Origin of the sequence: Marinomonas sp. TI.3.20, from assembly GCF_038155025.1 — a bacterium.
In the GTDB taxonomy this organism is placed as follows: domain Bacteria; phylum Pseudomonadota; class Gammaproteobacteria; order Pseudomonadales; family Marinomonadaceae; genus Marinomonas; species Marinomonas flavescens.
Window position 1 is genome coordinate 1 of the sequence record NZ_JBAKAS010000001.1, and the last position, 21,540, is coordinate 21,540.

The 21,540-nt window shown below is 43.2% G+C and carries 16 protein-coding genes, 1 tRNA gene, 1 rRNA gene and 1 riboswitch; of the genes, 2 read left to right on the forward strand and 16 right to left on the reverse strand.

Annotation, left to right across the window (positions count from 1 at the left end; translation table 11 throughout):
* From V6259_RS00005 to tkt, 16 genes are all read right to left on the reverse strand, one after another.
* Positions 1–214 (reverse strand): 16S ribosomal RNA (locus V6259_RS00005); the annotation flags it as partial.
* Between the two features lie 457 nt (positions 215–671).
* The gene (locus V6259_RS00010) at positions 672–1,469 is read right to left on the reverse strand and encodes an ABC transporter permease (protein ID WP_133012521.1); all 798 of its coding nucleotides are present in this window, start codon (positions 1,467–1,469) and stop codon (positions 672–674) included.
* Positions 1,466–2,353 carry an ABC transporter permease gene (locus V6259_RS00015; RefSeq protein WP_341582838.1) on the reverse strand — a complete coding sequence of 296 codons (888 nt, stop codon included), beginning with the start codon at positions 2,351–2,353 and terminating at the stop codon, positions 1,466–1,468. The genes V6259_RS00010 and V6259_RS00015 overlap by 4 nt, the downstream gene beginning before the upstream one ends.
* Entirely contained in the window at positions 2,346–3,428 is a 1,083-nt protein-coding gene (locus tag V6259_RS00020) for an ABC transporter ATP-binding protein (RefSeq protein ID WP_341582839.1), read from the reverse strand. Before V6259_RS00020 ends, V6259_RS00015 begins: the two co-directional genes overlap by 8 nt.
* Before the next feature lie 89 nt (positions 3,429–3,517).
* Complete coding sequence (locus V6259_RS00025) at positions 3,518–4,627, reverse strand: extracellular solute-binding protein (RefSeq protein ID WP_133012524.1); 1,110 nt, start codon at positions 4,625–4,627, stop codon at positions 3,518–3,520.
* Between the two features lie 427 nt (positions 4,628–5,054).
* Complete coding sequence (gene serA / locus V6259_RS00030; RefSeq protein WP_341582840.1) at positions 5,055–6,284, reverse strand: phosphoglycerate dehydrogenase; 1,230 nt, start codon at positions 6,282–6,284, stop codon at positions 5,055–5,057.
* A 226-nt stretch (positions 6,285–6,510) separates the two neighbouring features.
* A complete protein-coding gene (gene trmA, locus V6259_RS00035) occupies positions 6,511–7,614 on the reverse strand; it encodes a tRNA (uridine(54)-C5)-methyltransferase TrmA (RefSeq protein WP_341582841.1) in 1,104 nt (367 codons plus the stop codon).
* Positions 7,615–7,719: 105 nt separating this feature from the next.
* Positions 7,720–8,712, reverse strand: a complete 993-nt coding sequence (locus V6259_RS00040; protein WP_341582842.1) for a hypothetical protein — start codon at positions 8,710–8,712, stop codon at positions 7,720–7,722.
* 4 nt (positions 8,713–8,716) lie between these two features.
* Positions 8,717–9,415, reverse strand: coding sequence for a 5'-methylthioadenosine/S-adenosylhomocysteine nucleosidase (gene mtnN / locus V6259_RS00045; protein WP_133012528.1), 699 nt, complete (start codon positions 9,413–9,415; stop codon positions 8,717–8,719).
* A 19-nt stretch (positions 9,416–9,434) separates the two neighbouring features.
* The gene (locus tag V6259_RS00050) at positions 9,435–11,996 is read right to left on the reverse strand and encodes a hypothetical protein (protein ID WP_341582843.1); all 2,562 of its coding nucleotides are present in this window, start codon (positions 11,994–11,996) and stop codon (positions 9,435–9,437) included.
* Positions 11,993–13,036 (reverse strand): substrate-binding domain-containing protein, encoded by a 1,044-nt coding sequence (locus V6259_RS00055; protein ID WP_341582844.1) that lies wholly within the window; start codon positions 13,034–13,036, stop codon positions 11,993–11,995. Before V6259_RS00055 ends, V6259_RS00050 begins: the two co-directional genes overlap by 4 nt.
* Before the next feature lie 224 nt (positions 13,037–13,260).
* A tRNA-Leu gene (locus V6259_RS00060) sits at positions 13,261–13,345 on the reverse strand.
* 114 nt (positions 13,346–13,459) lie between these two features.
* Complete coding sequence (fba, locus tag V6259_RS00065) at positions 13,460–14,527, reverse strand: class II fructose-bisphosphate aldolase (RefSeq protein ID WP_341582845.1); 1,068 nt, start codon at positions 14,525–14,527, stop codon at positions 13,460–13,462.
* Positions 14,528–14,781: 254 nt separating this feature from the next.
* The gene (locus V6259_RS00070; RefSeq protein ID WP_133012532.1) at positions 14,782–15,945 is read right to left on the reverse strand and encodes a phosphoglycerate kinase; all 1,164 of its coding nucleotides are present in this window, start codon (positions 15,943–15,945) and stop codon (positions 14,782–14,784) included.
* A 50-nt stretch (positions 15,946–15,995) separates the two neighbouring features.
* The gene (locus V6259_RS00075; RefSeq protein ID WP_133012533.1) at positions 15,996–17,015 is read right to left on the reverse strand and encodes a type I glyceraldehyde-3-phosphate dehydrogenase; all 1,020 of its coding nucleotides are present in this window, start codon (positions 17,013–17,015) and stop codon (positions 15,996–15,998) included.
* Positions 17,016–17,118: 103 nt separating this feature from the next.
* Positions 17,119–19,119 carry a transketolase gene (tkt, locus tag V6259_RS00080; protein WP_341582846.1) on the reverse strand — a complete coding sequence of 667 codons (2,001 nt, stop codon included), beginning with the start codon at positions 19,117–19,119 and terminating at the stop codon, positions 17,119–17,121.
* A gap of 211 nt (positions 19,120–19,330) precedes the next feature.
* A riboswitch (SAM riboswitch) is annotated at positions 19,331–19,406 on the forward strand.
* Positions 19,407–19,482: 76 nt separating this feature from the next.
* Between tkt and metK the strand changes: the two genes are divergently transcribed.
* Entirely contained in the window at positions 19,483–20,646 is a 1,164-nt protein-coding gene (gene metK, locus V6259_RS00085) for a methionine adenosyltransferase (protein ID WP_341582847.1), read from the forward strand.
* A gap of 96 nt (positions 20,647–20,742) precedes the next feature.
* Entirely contained in the window at positions 20,743–21,474 is a 732-nt protein-coding gene (locus V6259_RS00090; protein ID WP_341582848.1) for a 16S rRNA (uracil(1498)-N(3))-methyltransferase, read from the forward strand.
* Positions 21,475–21,540: the final 66 nt, after the last annotated feature.

Consider the following 21,540-nt stretch of genomic DNA (forward strand, 5'->3'; position numbering starts at 1 on the left):
AAAGGTCCGAAGATCCCCTCCTTTCCCCCGTAGGGCGTATGCGGTATTAGCATGCGTTTCCACATGTTGTCCCCCACTACTAGGCAGATTCCTACGCGTTACTCACCCGTCCGCCGCTCGACGCCTGTAGCAAGCTACATCGTTTCCGCTCGACTTGCATGTGTTAAGCCTGCCGCCAGCGTTCAATCTGAGCCATGATCAAACTCTTCAGTTAAAGAACTTGCTCACTCAAATCGTATTACACTAACTATAACTTAATCGATTCGTCACCTAAGCAACAAACCAACATAAAGCGATTGCCGTGTAGACTCTCGTAAGACTTCAATTTTTTTGATCAACTACCTTCCGGTAAAACCGAACGGCGATGATCTTCTGAAGACTCCAGCGAGCGCCCACACAAATTATCTGATTATCTATTTTAAAGAGCGTGCTGACTTGTTGGCTTACTTAGTAAGCTAGACATCGTCTTCGTTGTTGTGAAGCGTTGTCCGTGTCAGCGAGGGCGTATATTAAGGATCTACAGATTTAGTGCAACCCTTTTTCGAGAAAAAAGTGGTTTTATCGCGATTAATTTAAAAGAAACGATAGATAGGTCAATTAACCAACAAAAAAGCCCATTACCTGTACAAATAATGGGCTTTTTATAGTGAATCCAGTCAAGCTTTGACGTTTTAGGACTTTATTGATTGTTCTCGTCGGCGCTTAACTTCATATACGATAGCAAAAATCACGGTAATAGAGATCATCACCAAGCCTAAAGCATTTACCGCAGGTGTTAGTCCCGTTCTCACTTTAGAAGCGATATACACGGTTAACGTTGTATCGTAACCTTTTACAAACAACGTCGTGTTGTAGTTCTCAAAAGACTGAAGGAAAGCAATACCCGCTGCGGAAATTATCGCCGGCTTAAGATATGGCAATAAGATACGACGAAATGCCTGCCATTGGGTTGCTCCGAGACTCAGCGCCGCATTTTCTAAAGTGCGATCAAAGCGCTGCAAACGAGCTAAAACCATCAACATCACATAGGCTGCAATAAAAGTAGTTTGTGCAATCACCGTCAGCATAATACCGCCAGTCACCGAGAATCGTTTCCAAAAGATCAATGTAGAAATACCAATAATAACGCCCGGCGTTAATAATGGAGACATCATGATTGCATATAATAGTGTCTTACCTTTACCTTGTACCGTCGAAAGAAACAACGCACAACAAATACCGATAGGTACTGCAACCAGTAGAACACCAATCGCGACAACTACACTAATCCACAAGGCATGCCACATTTGATCATCTTGTGCCAAGGCCTTAAACCATTTTAAGGTCGCTCCCTTCCATGGAGAGATGGTTGGAAAGCGGCTATTATTAAACGTCGCCAAACCCATAATAATGAGCGGCGTGAATAAGTATAAGAAAAAGACCCCAATATAGAAACGAACACCAAGCCGCATAATTGTTTCAGACTTCATTTTGCAATGTCCCCCAAACCTACATTAAAGACTCGCATCACCAAAGCAATAAAGCCAATACAGATGATCAGCAGCAAGAATGCATAGGCGGCACCTTGATTCCAGTCACCCCCTTCAAAGAACCAATTATAAATAATCTGAGTAAACCATCGACTCCCTGGTGACCCCAATATAGAAGGCACTGCATAACTACCCGCTGCCAACATAAACGTCATAATACAGCCAGTAGCGATCCCAGGCTTAGCATGAGGAATAACAACCCGCCAATGGGTACGAATCCAACCGGCTCCCAAACTACGGGCCGCCTTAACTTGATTACTATCTAAGCTTTCAATGGCATTATAAATGGGGAAAATCATAAACAGAATATAGGCGTACACCATCCCAATAAGAACACCACCATCTCCAGATAAAAACCGAATTGGTCTCTGAATAAAACCCAAAGAAAGCAACAAGGCATTCAAAGGACCTTTATATGCCAAAATGATATACCAAGAAAAAGTGCGTAGTATTTCATTGATCCAAAAAGGAATAATCAATAACACCAAGCACAATGCCGCTTTTTGAGGAGTGGCGACTTTTGCCAGATAAAAAGCAATTGGATAACTAACTAACAAAGTGATAGAGGTAACTAACACACTAGACCAAATCGTTTTAAAGAAAATCTTAAGGTGTATTTCATTCGTAAATAAAGTGTTGTAGTTAGCCAATGTGTAAATATCTTTTGGGCCACCAATATCGACAGGAAGCAGATTAGGACGAAATGAGTAATCCACCATTAATAACTGTGGAAGCACTACCAACCCAATAATCCAAATAGCAATCATGCCAATGACACCGACCGCTAGCCCACTACCAAAGCGGGCTTTTAGCTGGTTAAACATGAGCACTTTCTCCTAAAATAATCGCATCTTCAACATTATAAGATAGCGATACATTTGCGCCTTTCATTAAGCTTTCCGAATACTGGCGAGACTCTAACTGAATAGCCAAATTACTCCCTGCTTGGGTATTAGCATTTAAAGTAAGGTACGAACCTTCAAAATTGACTTCTTCTATTACACTTGGAATGGTTAGCATGTTTTCTTCTGCACTTAAGCGTAAATGCTCCGGGCGAATGAAGACAGTAGCTTGATCTCCAATTTTCACGGCACCCTGAACTCGGCCACATAAATGCCCCAATGGCCCACAATCCATTTCAGCAATACCATTGTTGATACTCAAAACCTTACCTACAATACTGTTATTTTCACCAACAAATGACGCTACGAAAGAAGTTTGTGGATCACGATACAAAGTAATAGGATCCGCAACTTGTTGGAGGCGCCCAGCCGACATAACGCCAACTCGATCAGACATGGTCAAAGCCTCACCTTGGTCATGAGTAATATATATAAAAGTAATGCCTGTTTTACGTTGTATCTCTTTTAACTCAGTGCGCATGTGTTGACGCAGTTTTAGATCTAAGGCAGAAAGAGGCTCATCGAGCAATAACACTTGTGGCTCAACAGCTAACGCCCGAGCAATAGCAATACGCTGGCGTTGTCCGCCTGAAAGCTCAGTCACTTTTTTAGCGGCACTCCCTTCTAAAGCAACTAACTCTAAAAGCCTGTCCGACGCTTTTTTTCGCTCACCTTTCGAAACACCACGAACTTCCAGACCAAACTCAATATTTTCGGCTACGGTCATTAATGGAAATAAAGCGAGGTTTTGAAAAATCATCGATGTTGGACGTTTGTTAGCGGGGACACCGTGCATACTTTGGCCGCCAATTTTTACATCCCCTTGAGTAGGATCTAAAAAACCACTAATCATGTTCAATATAGTCGTTTTACCGCAGCCAGATGGCCCAAGAAAACTAAAAAACTCACCAGACTCGATTTTTAAGTCAGTTTTTTGAATCGCTGTAAAATCACCAAACTCCATAACGACATTATCTAGATGAACACTGCTATCCATATTACCTCTCATTTATTTGTTATAAGTAAAGACCCTAAAATAAAAAAGCCCCTCGCAGCGCAACCACTGCGAGGGGCCTTGCTATTTGCTTACGCAGACAAATAACGGTCTTGATATTCATTACGAAGTGCAACATACCAAGGTTCTTGAATTGGCCACCACCACAAGTTAGCAAGATCTTGTTTGCTATATGATGAGTTAAAGAAATCCTTAGTGGCTTGTGGCAATAAAGCTTCTGCCCCTTTAGCCGTAGAGTTGTAACCTGTCGCTTTCACAAACATAGCGCCAGATTCGGGCGTGTAATACCAGTTAATGAATTCATAAACAGAATCAACATTATTAGCATTTTTAGGCATAACAAAACCTTCCATCCATGCTAACGCGCCTTCTTTAGGAGCACGGAAAACTACTGGTTCGCCTTCGCCACTCAATTTGAAGGCTGTGCTATCCCAAGTTTGGCCAATGATAGCGCCATTAGTCAGAAATGCACCTTGCGCCTCATTTTCAGTCGACCAAAATTGAGCAATAGAGCCCTTATGTTCAACCGCTGTTTTTAAAATAACATCAAAGTTAGCACGCATTGCTTTTTCAGTTTTGTATGAATCCAACAGAGGGAAAGGTAGCTTTCCTTGTTTTTCTAACCACAAACCAATACCAACTAATGCAGAATGCCCCCGAACGGTGACACCACCTGAGTTTTCAGGTAGCCATAGGTCACCATAGCTAAGGTCTTTGCTTACTTTGGCTTCATTTTTATTGTAAGCGATCGCCTCTGTTCCCCAATCTGATGGTGCGAAATAACGCTCACCTTTCACCACACCGCCAACTTCAGAGCCTGTAATAGCGCTATCTAAACAGCCATCCCATTTAATACGCGTTTGATCAAGTGGCTGGACCAAACCGTAATCAACATAACCAGGTACACGGTCGACCGTTGGCATGATGATATCAAAGCCAGTTCCATCAGTAGCTCGTAACGAGTTCAGCAACTCATCATTGGTACCGTAAGGTGTGAATGTGGCATTAATGCCTGTCTTGGCTTTAAAATCAGACAGCATTTCATCTGTGATGTATCCGGCCCAAGCATAAATACGCAGCTCTTTATTAGCCGCAATAGCTCGATTGATAGTAAAGGGTGTGGCTGCAACCGCGCCTGCGACGGAAGCACCTTTTATAAATTGGCGACGAGAAAAGGTCATTCTAGAGCTCCTAGTAATTAGTGCAATTATGGTCTGACTTTCAGAATTTTACATAACGCCTTTAAACTAAACAGACGCCTACGCGACACGTGTTCTTTATTAAACGAGTGGTCAATAAAAACATAATACAAAATAATGACAACCATGTTACCAATAAAAGACGGCTGTTATTAAATAGGTCGCATATGATCAAAAAATGGACGCCTTTCAGTATAATACAATTTATTTCTTGATCATTCCTATATATTTACACATATTACAGCCAGAGAGCTAGCGGTTCGAATACAAACATTAATCAACTTACAATCAAAGAGTACTTTTAAAAGATCTGCCTTTATGTCAAATAACGAACATCAATGATAGAAAAATGACAAAAAAAAACCAGCAAAGGAGCTGGTTTTTAAATACATAAAAGGTAGATGACTCGTTAAAATAGAACGCGCGCTTTAACGGTTCCATCAATTTCTTTTAACTTTTCAAGAGCCATTTCACCAGCCTCTGCAGACACATCCATTACCATGTAGCCTAGTTTTTCAGTGGTTCGCAAATACTGACCAGTAATGTTGATGTCATTGTCAGAGAAAATAGCGTTAATTTTGGACAACACACCTGGGCGGTTTTCATGAATATGCAGAATTCGATAATTGTCCGCTTGTGATGGTAGCGCCACCTCAGGGAAATTAACCGCTGCAATCGTAGTACCCACATCCGAATATTTAATCAGTTTTTCAGCCACTTCAATGCCAATATTTTCTTGGGCTTCCATGGTGCTACCACCTATATGTGGTGTCAGGATAACATTGTCCAAACCACGTAAAGGGGAAACGAATTCTTCAGTGTTACTTTTTGGCTCAACTGGGAATACATCAACCGCAGCTCCACTAAGATTTCCAGCCTTAATAGCATCAGCCACGGCGCCTAAATCTGCAACCGTACCACGAGAAGCATTAATGAAGATGGATCCTTTCTTCATTTTTGCCACTTCTTTAGCACCAAACATCATTTTTGTGGAGTTCGTTTCAGGCACATGCAAACTCACAACATCACAAACTGAAAGCAGCTCATTTAAACTCTTGATTTGACGAGCATTACCCAATGGTAGTTTTGTTACAATATCGTAGAAACATACGTCCATACCAAGGGATTCGGCTAAAACACTTAACTGCGTTCCGATACTACCGTAACCAATGATACCAAGACGTTTTCCGCGAGTTTCAAAAGAGCCTACAGCAGATTTAATCCAACCACCGCGATGACAAGCCGCATTCTTTTCTGGAATGCCGCGCAACAACAAAATAGCTTGAGCAAGCACTAATTCAGCCACACTACGAGTATTTGAAAAAGGTGCATTAAAAACAACGATGCCCTTCTCGCTCGCCGCGTTCAAATCAACTTGGTTCGTACCAATACAGAAACAACCAATCGCTACTAATTTATCGGCATGCGACAGTACTTTCTCTGTTAATTGTGTGCGAGAGCGTAAACCAATGAAGTGGGCTTCTGAAATTTTTTGAATAAGTTCTTCTTCAGCAAGCGCCGTCTTATGGTATTCAATATTAGTATAACCAGCGGAATGGAACGCATCTAATGCAGACTGATGCACGCCTTCTAGTAATAAAATTTTGATTTTGTTTTTGTCTAGTGAGGTGTTGCTCATGGCTCGTTCGACTTCTCTATTATGGTGGGGGGGAAATTCACTTAAATATGTTACCACAGAACATTATGTGTCGTATTAAAGATACTGGAATGTCTTTCATTATGTTAAGAGCAAAACTAATACAAACTGCCGTTTTCTTTTTTGCTACGCATTGTTCAAAGAGCGAACAAAACAACAACGCTACTTAGGCAATAAAAAAGGGACTAAAAAGCCCCCTTCTCAATGATTACTCGCTTTCTAAGCGTTCTAAGAAAACACCTGTTTCCACATGATGCGTATAAGGGAACTGATCAAACATGGCATAGCGAACCACTTTGTGAGTGCTCGCTAGCGCTTCTAAGTTCGCCTTCAAGGTCTCAGGATTGCAAGAAATATAAAGAATGCGATCAACCTTACGAATCAACTCAACCGTCGCGTCATCTAACCCTGCTCGTGGCGGATCTACCAACACAACAGATGGCGACAAGGCATCGACACCGGCTTGTAATAAGGTCTTCGGCAACTCAGTTTCGCCGTTCAACGCGGCCGATACATCTTCACTGGCCATTTTCACGACCTGAACATTGCTCATTCCATTTATTGCAATGTTTAGCTGGGCAGAGTTTACCGATACTTTTGATATCTCTGTGGCCACCACACGGTCAAATCGACGCGCTAATGGAATAGAAAAGTTACCGTTACCACAATACATTTCCAGCAAATCACCAGACAGACCTTCGGTCACATCAAGCGCCCATTCCAACATTTTTTCACTGATACCAGCATTCGGCTGAGTGAAACTATTTTCTACTTGTTGGTAATGAAATTTCTGACCATGTACGGTCAATGTTTCCATGACAAAATCACGGGTCAGAATTTGTTTTTTCTTACGACTGCGACCGATAAAATGACAAGCAGGGAACCCGTCACTCATTAAACGAGCTGCTTGGTTCCATTCATCGTCAATTGGTTTATGGTAAAGCAGACTGATCAAAGCTTCGCCTGTGGTAGTCGTGAGAAAGTCCACTTGAAATAACTTGTGGCGCAACACAGGAACATCTCGTACAGCATTAATCAATGCAGGCATCAATTCGTTAATAAGAGTCGACGCTGCTAGGAATTGATCCGTTCGAATTGGCGTTCTTGGGTCGGTCGAATCAAACATTGCATAGTACAAATCATCGCCTTCATGCCAAATACGGAATTCGGCTCTCATTCGATAGTGAATCGGCTCACTAGCAAATATTTCCAGATCAGGTAATGACAAGTCGGCCATTAATCGAGTCAGCTCTGTATGTTTTTCTTCAAGCTGCTTTTCGTACAATTCAGGTTGGATTTGATCCGGTCTCATGACACATTCTCTTAAAAACGATGGAAACTCACCACAGTAGGCGCGGCATTATACGAGTTCCAACCAGACAAATCTAATCACTACTCTCTATCTATGCATACGAACTCACTTATGAGCTAAATAAGAGTCACCAAAAAGTATTTCTAAAGACAATGTGAGAGAGAATTCACCACGGTAATTCTCATCTTCTTGGTAAGTCATTTGTGGCTTAACATGCCCAATAAGCCAATTTTTATGTAACAAACGACTGTAGTCCACAAAATACAAAACGCTATCGCCTCCAGTATCTCCTCCTTCGGCTTGCAAAAAACTAAGCTGGTATAAGAGTCGATTTTTATCATTTAGCGCCTGACTGAGGAAAAAATCTTCTCGATAGTAAATCTCATCATCTTGGGCAAGCCATGTAGAACCAAAACGACCACCATATTGAAAAGTATCACCCAGTTGATGTGCATACCCTAACTTATAACGTAGTCCAGTCCCCTCACTATAGTAAGCGAAAGCCTCTTCCTGCTGATACCATCGCCACTGTTGATACTCATGTCCTTGGGAAAATCGTGCCCGTAAAAAAGGGTTTAAAGGAAATTCTAGCAACACACCACTGTCAAAATCAGCCCCCCAACTCTTTTTGATATAACGCACTGCCGCTGACACATTTGATTTCACCGCTGAATTAACAACGCTGCTGTCTCGTGTCGCTTCACTGGTTTTATTATCGTTCGTCAAATTATCGCCATCCGACTCAATAACAAGTCGCAGCCTATTTTTAGTATTAGGTAACTTTAAACGAGCATTAAAATTGAAGAAACCATCGACGCCATCACTACTGAATATTGGGCCAAACCGCATCCGTACATAACTTTCATTAGATTGGATACTGTTATTACCAGATAAAAAGGCGTCTATATTACGAGACCAACTCCCTACTGTTTCTGATACCGATTGATGCGTCGCTTGCCACCAGCTGTCGCTTTCTTCTTGCGACACCTGGTGGTTTTCACCTATATAGTTAGCGCTGTCGCCACTCTTTTCCGCAAAGACCGAAGAAGACAATAGAAGACAACCTGACAGAAGAATAGCGTCCTTGCAATATGCCATCTAACTAATCAGCCTTAAGCATTTGCTGAATCATCAAAGAGGAGTTTTCTGCCGCTAGTTTCAGGTATTCATCAAAGCTTTGAGGCGACTCTTTACCCGCGATATCAGACAATGAACGAACAACAACAAAAGGCGTTCCAAATTTAAAGCACACTTGTGCAACCGCCGCCGCTTCCATCTCAGCGGCAATCATTTTCGGAAACAACGCTCTAACCGCTTCTACTCGCACTGGGTCATTCATAAAGCTATCACCCGTACCAATCAAGCCTACTTTGGCTTTGACACGGTTAACCGCTTGGACAGCAGCTTGCGCTTGCTTGATCAATACCGCATCCGCTTCATAAGTAGCTGGCATGCTTGGTACTTGACCCATAGGATAGCCAAACGCGGTCACATCAACATCATGATGTACAACGTGATCGGAAATCACCACATCTCCTACGCTTAGCTCTTCTGCAAAACCACCAGCAGAGCCAATATTGATAACGTATTCTGGAGAGAATTTTGACAGCAATAGCGTGGTCGACAAAGCCGCATTGACTTTACCAATGCCAGATTGCAGAAGCACCACGTCTTTTCCCTCAAACTGACCGATGAAAAAATCACAACCCGCAACACTCTCTTTGCGCACATCGTCCATCCAAGATTTAATAACGGTCACTTCTTCATCCATTGCACCGATTAAACCAATCACCTTACTCATTTATTTCTCCTACAGACGTTTAGCATTGAATAAATTCTTTCAACGCATCTATTTGTTCCCCTGAATAAGGGGTATTCATTTCAAAAAGTGTGACATTGTCTGGCTGGTTAGGCCACTTTTGCACCGCAAAAAAACGCACCTTAGGATAGTTAGCCTGTATACGAAGTAACAAACTACTGACCTGTGGCTCTAAAAGAATAATGACGATATCTGAATGATACGGCAAAAAGGCCTCATACTCAGATAAGTCGGCCAACCACTGAGACATAACAGATTTTTTCTCTAATTCAGCATACCAAATGGCTTTAGCCACTCTGCTACCACCCACAATAACCCAAGCCAATCCTTGCTCGCCTAAATAAGTTGGTACAATAGCCGCTCGCTGAGAAGCCTTAGCAATCGCTTGCTGCAGATTATAATCAAACACACAACCCGTAACAGAAAAGACATCGTGTGCATCGGTCTCTTGGGGAGTGGAATTCAACCAAATTACTGGAAGCTCAGTTCGATTGTGCTGAATTTCTAAATTTTTCGTCATACCCCGCTGAATATCTACTTCCCTATGACACCCTATAACAACAGCATCGAAATGCGGTGCGGCCGTGGCCTGCATGAAAAAGTCATCACTCGATAAATAAGTTTCTAATTGCACGCCCAAACGCACTAAGCTTTCTTGCACTCTATCGGAATTAGGATAGTCATTTATGACCCAAGCCACGATCAAATCATCAGGCAACGCAGTCACTTCTTGGACGTATGATTGAAATGGCACATGAATCTTTAATGCGTTGCTGCGTAGCTTATGAAATTGACCACCGAGCTGCTTAATAATAATTGTCGAGGCCCAGTTAAAGAAAGGTCGAGATAAGATGTCATTACTCACTACAATTTCTAGCATTCCCTGATCAAATCGAAGTGAAATGCTTCTATCTTCCATGGCGTTTGTCACCGACATCATAACAGAGAGACGAAGCAGCATCTTAAAGTAAGCGTTCGCCGAGATCTCAACGGCGCCGGACTCTACGCCGCAATCAATTCTAATCATGCCGACATCTAGACCTAAAACTTGCATTACATGAGAGCTTTCGCAACTAAAAACATGACCTATAGATTCAAGCTCAGCATCTTCAACTTCACTTTGAGCCCCTTCAAGGATAGTCAACACTAAACCGATCCAGCCTTGCACATAACCTTTAGGCGAATAAGATGGCAACTGAGATAACTGCGTCATTTCATTGAGCAACATATCAACTTCCAACCTTCGACTTAAATCTAAAGAAGATGGCTTCAATTGTTCGAGCTGCCAAGACAGACGCTTTTCTTGCGTCGTATTTCGACCAACCAGCACAATACTTCTAAATGAATTTTCGTTCATAAAGGAATAGGCCTGCCAATGGTAGATCCCATTGATATGCGCAATAGTCAGCTCAAATGAAACACCGATCCCTCCTTTTAATGCCTCTTGAATCGCTTGATGGCAAGAGATAGGCATGAAATCAAACACCGTCCGTGAATGTTCATACTGAGGGAATAATTGCATTGCTTCACGGTTAATTTCTTTTACCTCAGCCATTTCATTACAAAAGATAATGGCAGAATGAGTCGACTCTAATAACAGCTGAAAGCGACTTTCCTTAGCGTCTAAATAACTTCGGTACTGAAGGTTCTTCGTTTGAATAGGCTCTAACTCGGTAAACACCAGTTGATCATTTTCAGGTTGCTTAGCGATCATACTCAATGGGGCGAATACGAGGCGCTTGAACAGAAGAATCAAAAAAACGTATAAAACCGCTAAGACTGAAAACACAAGCAGCAATACACGCAACCAAGAAGATATCATCACCTCAGTTATGGGCATTCGCTTAGCAATACTAATCCGGAATTTACTGCCATAAACGGGCGTTTTCATATCACGAGTAGTAGATACAACACTGTCAGATGGATCGAAGCCCACCTGGCTTTCTTTCAATAGCAAAGCATCAGTATGACGATCATAAACCTGTACTAGATCAGACTCAGCCCCATCTAACAACTCACTGGAAAGCGTAAGATTATTGTTTAAAGAGATAAACCCATAAAGATACCCAAGAAGAACACGATCCCTAGATACGATCTTTTTCTTGTACATTAGAAGTATCGCATCGTCATCCGTTGTTACTTTCACCCAATGATTAATCTTCCCCGTTGATAACAATGTAGGTAACTTATCTTGGGTATACACTCGAGCCCTTGGATCTGTAGCACCTTTGCGCTTAGACCAATCAATGTAGAAGAAATCCAATCCACCAAAAAAAAGTATTTCATGATGCGAAAACAACATCTTGAGCTCGTCACCTGATTGGTAGTTACTCAATACTAAATCTTGGCTGATATAACCCATTTCATACTCAGCACGAGTCAAATAATCATTAAACACTTGTTCAACCACTTGTATTCGAACCGCTAAATTTGCTTTGGCGTCATTACGAATACCTCTATCGACAGCCACAATAGAAATGGCTCCCGTCAATAAAAAGGTTAATATAAACAGCATTAATACTTTATAAAAAGCCCGCTGCTGTAGGTTGATGACTTCCTTCACAAAACCACCGCAGAGTAACGAAAAACTCGCTGCATCATTAAATTCAAACTTTCAGGGTCAATGTCAGTCGACACAAGTGACGCCCGTGCAATATAGAGTTCTGGCGCAGTCTCTCCTTCCATACCTTTTTTTATGGCTTCAGCCGCAGCAATCGCTAAATCATCCCATGCAAAAAAAGTACTCACGAGCACAAGATGGCTCTTTAAATTAGCCACTTCATCCTTAGAAAGTCCCCAGCTATTGGTTTGTACTTTCATACTTGATGAGCTTTCTTTTATCGCCGTAACTACACCATCAGAAATATTTTGTGTACAACTAAAAATAAAGTCGATTGATTTTTTCTTTAGCAATACTTGGGCGTATTTCAAGGCACTCTGCTTATCATTATGCATAGTTTGAACCAGCTGAATTGATCGGTTTTCCTTAGCCATAGCGTCCAAAAAAGTATTACACCGCCTATCACCTAAATAACCTGAATCCACTACAAATGCTGCAACCCTTGCAGTTGAAGGCAACTGACGATGAAGATAACTAACAAGTGAATCCACAGCCTTTACTTGGTCAAACCCTATGTACATAAATGGTGAATGGTTCTGCCAATTAGTTAGTGGGGTCGACATGCCATAAAAAATAATTTTTGTGCGATCATCCCGTAACATTTTCTCGATGTAACGACTCTGCACTAGATCTAAATCTGTAATAATTAAATAGTCAGGCCGAGATTGTTTTAACTTATCGTATTCTGCCGCATCATAGTGATTACGTTTTCCATAAAGAACGTCCAATCGATAGTTAATCTTTAATTCTTTCATACGATGATTAAAAGCGCTTAATAAGGAGCGGTTCTTTGGCGACTTAGTCTGATCAGATAGCAAGATGGATATCTGTATAGGTCGGCGCTGTTGGATTTTGAGGGGGATAGGTGGAGAATTAACCGTGCCAGCAAACTTCTCACTTAACGACCATTGCCCAGGATATAACGCGTAAAAATGAGCACTGTCCATGACAAACGGCTGCACATTCGCCGCATAAAGGGGCATAAGCCAGCTCATAATAACGATTAAAAACAGCCTGAAAGAGAGTCGTCGCATTATTAGATCCGATAGTGCTTCGATTAAGAAGCCGTATTAAGAGTACGCAACAAAAAAGATAAGCGGTATCACAAAGCAACACAAGCGATCGCCAGAGAAAATACGAATGAATTGCCAAATAGGCAAATTTTAGACATAAAAAAAGCCGACATAAAGTCAGCTTTTTTTAAATATGGTGCGGAAGGAGAGACTCGAACTCTCACGCCGTGAAGCACTGGAACCTAAATCCAGCGTGTCTACCAATTCCACCACTCCCGCAAGGAATGGCGAGCATTATAGGCAAATCATTTTTCTGGTCAACACTTTTTTTCAATTATCTGATAAAAAGTACAAAACAATTTCCATAGGCTCGCCTTCAGGCATTAATCGCGATTAAAAATTGCGACCGTTTAGGTACTCACCACGCTCATAGCGCACTGCCATCTCTTCAAGATCCATCGTTTGGATACGAGACGCTTGTCCAGCACAGCCAAAGGCTTCGTAACGGTCAATACAAACCGCCTTCATGGCTTTGATGCTTTCGGTTAGATACTTACGAGGGTCAAAGTTGCCTTTATGCTCTGCAAGGCTACGACGAATCGCACCCGTTGCCGCCAAGCGCAAGTCAGTATCTATGTTCACTTTACGAACACCGTAACGAATCGCTTTCACGATTTCTTCAACAGGCACACCGTAAGTTTCTGGGATCTCACCACCAAACTCATTGATGATTTCCAACCAGTCTTGCGGTACTGAAGAAGAACCATGCAATACAATGTGTGTATTAGGCAGCAATTCAACAATCTTCGCGATGCGCTCGATATCTAAGATGTCACCTGTTGGTGGGCGAGTGAATTTGTACGCTCCGTGGCTCGTACCGATGGCTACCGCTAGCGCATCAATGCCCGTTGCATTAACAAAATCTACTGCTTCTTGTGGGTCGGTTAGCATTTGATCCATGGTCAAAATGCCGGCCGCGCCAACACCATCTTCTTCACCAGCTTCACCCGTTTCTAGCGATCCAAGTACACCCAACTCACCCTCAACAGACACACCACAAGCGTGAGCAAACTCAACCGTACGACGAGTCACATCAACGTTGTAATCATAACTGGCTGGCGTTTTCCCATCAGCCATTAGAGAGCCATCCATCATAACGGATGAGAACCCAAGTTGGATGGAACGTTGGCAGATCGCAGGAGACGTACCATGATCCTGATGCATAACGACAGGAATATGCGGAAAGTCTTCAATTGCTGCAGAGATAAGGTGGCGAAGGAAGTGAGACCCTGCATATTGACGAGCCCCTGCAGAGGCTTGCATGATAACAGGAGAATTCACCTCATTCGCGGCTTCCATAATAGCTTTAACCTGCTCCATGTTATTCACATTAAAAGCAGGAAGACCGTAGCTGTGCTCAGCAGCGTGATCCAACAATTGACGCATACTAATTAAAGGCATAAAGATTTTCCTCTGACAATAATCCCCTATGCACATCATAAGGGACGGAGTTATGGCGAACTCTCTGGTTATTTAATTTTTTATATGCACGAGTGCATTTGGCTTACGCCTTATCGTTATTGTCATCCTCGACACAGGTATCGAGCTAGTCACTCTAGTTTTATTATCCGCCGACTCATCATCATAAAGATCCGGTCAGCGTGATTGGCTTTACGCCTTTATTATAACAGACATTTTCTGGTCGTATTTTGATACTAACCTTGCGCGCGGCTCTCTAACATCGCAACCGCAGGAAGTACTTTTCCTTCAACAAATTCAAGAAATGCACCGCCGCCAGTTGAAATATAAGACACGTGATCTGTAATATCATATTTATCAACAGCGGCCAATGTGTCACCACCGCCAGCAATAGAGAAGCCTTCACTTTTCGCGATCGCCATAGCTAATGCTTTAGTACCACTACCAAACTGATCAAATTCAAAAACGCCAACAGGACCATTCCAGATAATCGTTTTTGAATTTTCTAACAAGGCTGCAAACGCGGCAGCGGCTTTTGGTCCTATGTCTAAAATCATATCATCAGGGCCAACATCTTTAGCGTCTTTAATAATCGCCTCGGCATCCGGTGAAAACGCCGTTGCAACCACAACATCTTCAGGCAGTGGAATGCTGGTTTTTGCCATCAAGGCTTTAGCTTGTGGAATCAAGTCTTCTTCGTACAAAGATTTACCAACTGGAAAACCTGCAGCAGCAAGGAAGGTGTTCGCAATACCACCACCAACAATAAGCTGATCAACTTTATCAGACAATGTTTCAAGCACAGTAAGCTTAGTCGACACTTTAGAGCCGCCAACAATGGCTGCCATCGGATGAGCAGGATTAGCCAGCGCTTTTTCTAATGCTTCTAGCTCGGTGACAAGCAATGGACCTGCACAAGCAATCGGCGCGAATTTTGCCACACCATGAGTTGATGCTTGAGCACGATGAGAGGTGCCAAATGCGTCCATTACAAAGACATCACATAACGCCGCCATTTTCTTAGACAATGCTTCGTCATCACTTTTTTCGCCTGTGTTAAAGCGCACATTCTCAACTAAAACAAGTTGGCCTGCTTCAACGTCTACACCGTCCAACCAATCTTTAACCAAAGGAACATCTTGACCTAGTAAAGAAGACAAATGCTTAGCGACAGGTAGCAAAGAATACTCTTCTTCGTATACGCCTTCCGTAGGGCGGCCTAAATGAGACATAACCATAACTTTCGCGCCCGCGGCTAAAGCTAGTTTTAATGTAGGTAAGGCAGCACAAATACGAGCATCGCTCGTTACTTTTCCATCTTTCACTGGCACATTAAGATCTTCACGAATCAATACTCGCTTATTCGCGAGATCCACATCTTTCATTTTAATTACGGTCATGCACACTTTCCTCGTCATTTATAGAATTCTACACAGCGAACCCTAGAGCATTACCTGATGATGACATCAGCCCAATATTTGGCCACATCCAACATACGGTTGGCATAGCCCCATTCATTATCAAACCAACACAATAGCTTTACCATACGACCATCAATAACCTGCGTTTGTGTACCATCAACGATCACTGAACGTGGATCATGATTAAAATCCACAGACGCATGAGGCTCATTAGTAAACCCAAGCAAGCCAGCATACTTTAAGCTTGCCGCTTGCTGCAGCCTTTGATTAATTTCTTCCTTCGTCACTGCTTTTTCTGTACGCAAAACTAGATCTATCACAGAAACATTCAGCGTTGGGACTCGAACTGCGTTACACCCTACCTTTCCCTCTAAGTCCGGCATTAAGCGTGCGATGCCGCGTGATAGCCCCGTGTTGACAGGTATGATGGAACTAAGCGCAGAACGAGTCAGACGTAGATCTTTAGGGTTATAGCCATCAATAACTGGCTGATCGTTCATAGCAGAATGTATTGTTTGCGCCATTCCGTGCTCAATACCCGTAAATTCCTTAATCGTATCTAATACGGGGATCAAGCAATTTGTTGTACAAGACGCGGCCGAAATAATCCTCTGATTGGCTTTCACTTGATCTTGGTTAAAACCAAAAACAATGGTGGCATCCACATCTGAAGCGGCAGGCTGAGATAAAAGCAAACGCGGAACGCCCGCATCCAAATAGGCTTGGGCACTATTACGTTCAGAAAAACTGCCAGAACATTCCAATACCATATCAATATTTAGCGACGCCCAATCTAGTAGTTCCGGTGTTTCACAATGAAAACAACGAATTTTATCATCACCTACAATTAGACTGTTTTCACTAATACTAACAGGTTTAGGGAAGCGACCATGAGTGGTGTCATAGCGCGTAAGATAACTGATTGTCTCGATATCAGACAGTTCATTAATCGCCACAACCTGAAGATGGTCGCGGTAGTCGTTTTCATATAAAGCCCGTAGTACAGAACGCCCTATGCGACCATAACCATTGATAGCAACTCGTAACATAGCCCTACTTCATCACAATAAAGAACCTTCTATCGGCTCTTCATAAAAAAATAAGAAAAAATAGGCGCGCTAAAAGGCGCGCCTATTATGTTAGATTCTACGTTTAAGCAGATAACAATTTTTCAGCTGTTGCGACAACATTGTCGACAGTGAAGCCAAAATACTCCAACAGAGCACCACCAGGGGCAGATTCTCCAAAAGTAGACATCCCCACCATTGCGCCGTCAAAACCAACGTATTTGTACCAAAAGTCCACATGCGCAGCTTCAATCGCCACACGTTTAGTCACATTACTTGGTAATACAGACGCTTTGTAGTCAGCATCTTGTGCATCAAACACCGTGGTAGAAGGCATAGAAACAACACGTACTTTCGTACCTTTAGCTGTTAATGCTTCTGCAGAAGACATAGCAAGACCAACTTCAGACCCTGTCGCCATCAAGATCAAATCTGGCGTGCCAGCACAATCTTGTAGAACGTAACCACCCTTCGCAACATTTGCCAACTGCTCAGCCGTACGTGCTTGTGCAGGTAAACCTTGGCGAGAGAAGATCAATGATGTTGGGCCATCACGACGTTCGATTGCGGCTTTCCAAGAAACCGCAGTTTCTGCTGCATCACAAGGACGCCACACCGACATATTTGGCGTCATACGCAAGTTAGCTAGTTGCTCAACTGGCTGATGCGTAGGACCATCTTCACCTTGACCAATAGAGTCATGGGTATAAACAAAAATGTTACGAATGCCCATCAAAGCAGACATACGTACCGCATTGCGAGCGTACTCCATAAACATCATGAAGGTCGCACCGTAGTTAATAAAACCACCGTGTAGAGACGCACCATTCATAATGCCACTCATACCAAACTCACGCACACCGTAGTAGATGTAGTTACCAGCTGCGTCGTCTTGAATGCCTTTAGAGCCAGACCAAAGCGTTAAGTTAGAACCCGCTAGATCGGCAGAACCACCAAGCAATTCAGGTAAGATAGCACCAAACGTACCAATGGCATTTTGCGACGCTTTACGGCTTGCAATGCTCTCGCCTTTGTCTTGGCATTCTTGAATAAAAGCTTGTGCCTTTTCTTCAAAATCAGTTGGTAAGTCGCCTTTCAATACACGACGGTCAAACTCTGCTGCCAACTCAGGGAAAGCAACTTTATACGCTTCAAAAGAGGCTTCCCATTGTGTTTGTGCGGATACGCCTTTTTCTTTGGCATCCCAACCAGCATAAACATCAGCAGGCACTTCAAATGGCGCGTGCTTCCAACCAAGAAATTCACGTGCTGCGGCGATTTCTGCATCGCCTAATGGCGCACCATGGCAATCGTGACTGCCAGATTTATTTGGCGAACCAAAACCGATGATTGTTTTACAACAAATCAATGTTGGTTTAGAGGTTTCTGCTTTTGCCGCTTCGATTGCTGCTTTAATCGCTTCAGGATCGTGTCCATCAACGCCGGCAATAACGTGCCAGCCGTAAGACTCAAAACGCTTAGGCGTATCGTCTGTGAACCAACCTTCTACATGACCATCGATAGAAATACCGTTGTCATCCCAGAATGCGACCAATTTACCAAGGCCTAACGTACCAGCCAATGAACAGGCTTCATGGGAAATACCTTCCATCAAACAGCCATCACCCAAGAAACAATAAGTATTGTGATCAACAATAACGTGCCCTTCGCGGTTAAATTGAGCCGCTAAGGTTTTCTCAGCAATCGCCATGCCTACAGCATTACTGATACCGGCGCCTAATGGGCCAGTCGTTGTCTCAACGCCATCGGTATAACCGTATTCAGGGTGACCCGGTGTTTTAGAATGCAGCTGGCGGAACTGTTTTATATCTTCGATGGACAAGTCGTAACCAGAAAGATGCAACAAAGAATAGATCAGCATAGAACCGTGACCGTTGGACAATACAAAGCGGTCACGATCAGCCCATTTTGAATTGGTTGGGTTATGCTTTAGAAAATCGTTCCATAGCACTTCCGCGATATCTGCCATACCCATTGGGGCACCTGGGTGGCCTGAGTTAGCTTTTTGTACAGCATCCATACTCAGAGCACGTATGGCGTTAGCAAGTTCTTTACGAGACGGCATTGTTATTCCACTCCTGATAGCTCAATGAACAATAAAAATAGGCTTATGCTGGCAGTTAGTCTTGCAATCCCTTGGTCGCTTACGCACCAAAATAAAGCAAGAAAAACGAAACAACATAACTTCTGAACCATCCTAGCAAAAAAGAGCGCCATTTACTCATTAATATGGCGCGGTTAACTTGAATTTTTGGCCTAGGTAGTAGATCATTTATCACACTTACAGCGTCGATTTGTTTCGGCTTGCGGACGCTATATAAAAGCAGCTAAACAGAATCAGTATCACCTGTTTAGTTGCGTTCAATGCTAAGCGGGTTTTTTATGCCTGTTTGGCGCTTATCCATCATTTTTGATAGAGGCCCTAAACATGTCAGAGTATTCTTTATTTACTTCAGAATCCGTTTCTGAAGGTCATCCAGACAAAATTGCAGACCAAGTGTCTGACGCCATCCTTGATGCCATTCTTGAAAAAGACCCAGAAGCACGTGTCGCGTGTGAAACCCTAGTCAAAACAGGCATGGTGCTTGTCGCCGGTGAAGTCCGTACGGACGCTTGGGTAGACATCGAAGAGATCGCTCGCGGCGTGATTCGTGATATCGGTTACAACAGTTCAGACATGGGATTCGATTGGGAATCTTGTGCCGTCATGAACGCCATCGGTAAGCAATCTGCAGATATCGCAGTGGGCGTCGATGAAGCCAGCGAAAAAGAACAAGGCGCGGGTGACCAAGGCTTAATGTTCGGTTTTGCAACAAATGAAACCGATGTACTTATGCCTGCCCCTATTACCTACGCACATCGTTTGGTGCAGCGCCAAGCTGAAGTACGTAAAAACGGCACCTTAGACTTCTTACGCCCAGACGCAAAAAGCCAAGTCACTTTCCGCTACGATGAAAATGGCAAGCCTTGCGCCATCGACGCTGTCGTTCTTTCCACACAACATAGTGCGTCTGTTAAGCAAGCGGATCTTCGCGAAGCGGTAATGGAAGAAATCATCAAACCAGTACTGCCAGCAGAATGGTTGTCTAAAGAGACCAAATACTTCATCAACCCAACAGGTCAATTCATCATCGGTGGTCCTGTGGGTGACTGTGGTTTAACCGGACGTAAAATCATTGTCGATACTTACGGCGGCATGGCACGTCACGGTGGCGGCGCTTTCTCGGGCAAAGATCCATCCAAAGTAGACCGTTCAGCGGCCTACGCGGGTCGTTATGTAGCGAAAAACATCGTTGCTGCAGGATTAGCAGACAAATGTGAGATCCAAATTTCTTATGCTATTGGTGTAGCTGAGCCAACATCTATTAGTATCAATACTTTTGGCACTGGTAAGGTAAGCGACGAGCTGATTTCTCAATTGGTTCGTGAGCACTTCGAATTGCGCCCAGCGGGTCTAGTGAAAATGCTTGATCTAAAAAGACCTATCTACCTACCAACAGCGGCTTATGGCCACTTTGGTCGTACCGGTGATAACTTCACTTGGGAGAAAACCGATAAAGCAGAAGCGTTACGTCGCGCTGCGGGTTTATAATCTTCCGTAATTCCAGTATAAAGCCCTCTCTATGAGGGCTTTTTTATTTATCCATTCTTTTATTGGCTTTTTGTTACTGACGGAGCGTACGAAAACATGCGAATCCCACGAATTTTTGTTGATATAGCCTTGGCTGAGAATTCCAAAGTCGAGCTACCTGATTCTGCCTTTCAGCATGTTTGCAAAGTGCTCCGCTTAAAAAACGGCAATCCAATGCGTTTGTTTAACGGTCAGGGTGGTCAATATCATGGTGAACTTTGTGATGTTGAAAAACGTTCGGCTCATGTCCAACTATCAAACTTCGAAACACTAAATAACGAGTCCCCACTTAAAGTAACGATTGGACAAACGCTCTCGCGCGGAGAACGGATGGATTATGCGATTCAAAAAGCCGTAGAATCTGGCGTTTATGAAATTCAACCGCTTTTCAGCGCCCGTTGCGAAGTCAAACTACAAGACGATCGCCTCGAAAAGCGCTTACAACATTGGCAGCAAATTGCCATCAGTGCCGCTGAGCAATCCGGTCGAGGCATAGTGCCAAAGATCAAAGCGCCAATGAACTTACTTGACTGGGTGCCGAATTGTAACGAAATGTTAAAATTGACGCTGCATCATCACAGCGCAAAACCCATTTCTCAGTATCAGCAACCAAGCAATAACCAAGTCGCCTTATTGATCGGCCCGGAAGGTGGACTAACAGAACAAGAAGTAGATGCCGCGAGAGAACACGGTTTTAACGCCATTGCTCTTGGGCCTCGCGTACTCAGGACAGAAACTGCTCCAGTGGTGGCACTTACCGCGCTAAATTTACTTTGGGGTGACGTTTAACTGTTTTATCTAAAAAGATATTCCTGTTAATGTAACACAACCACTACAGACTAATTGCCAAAATGG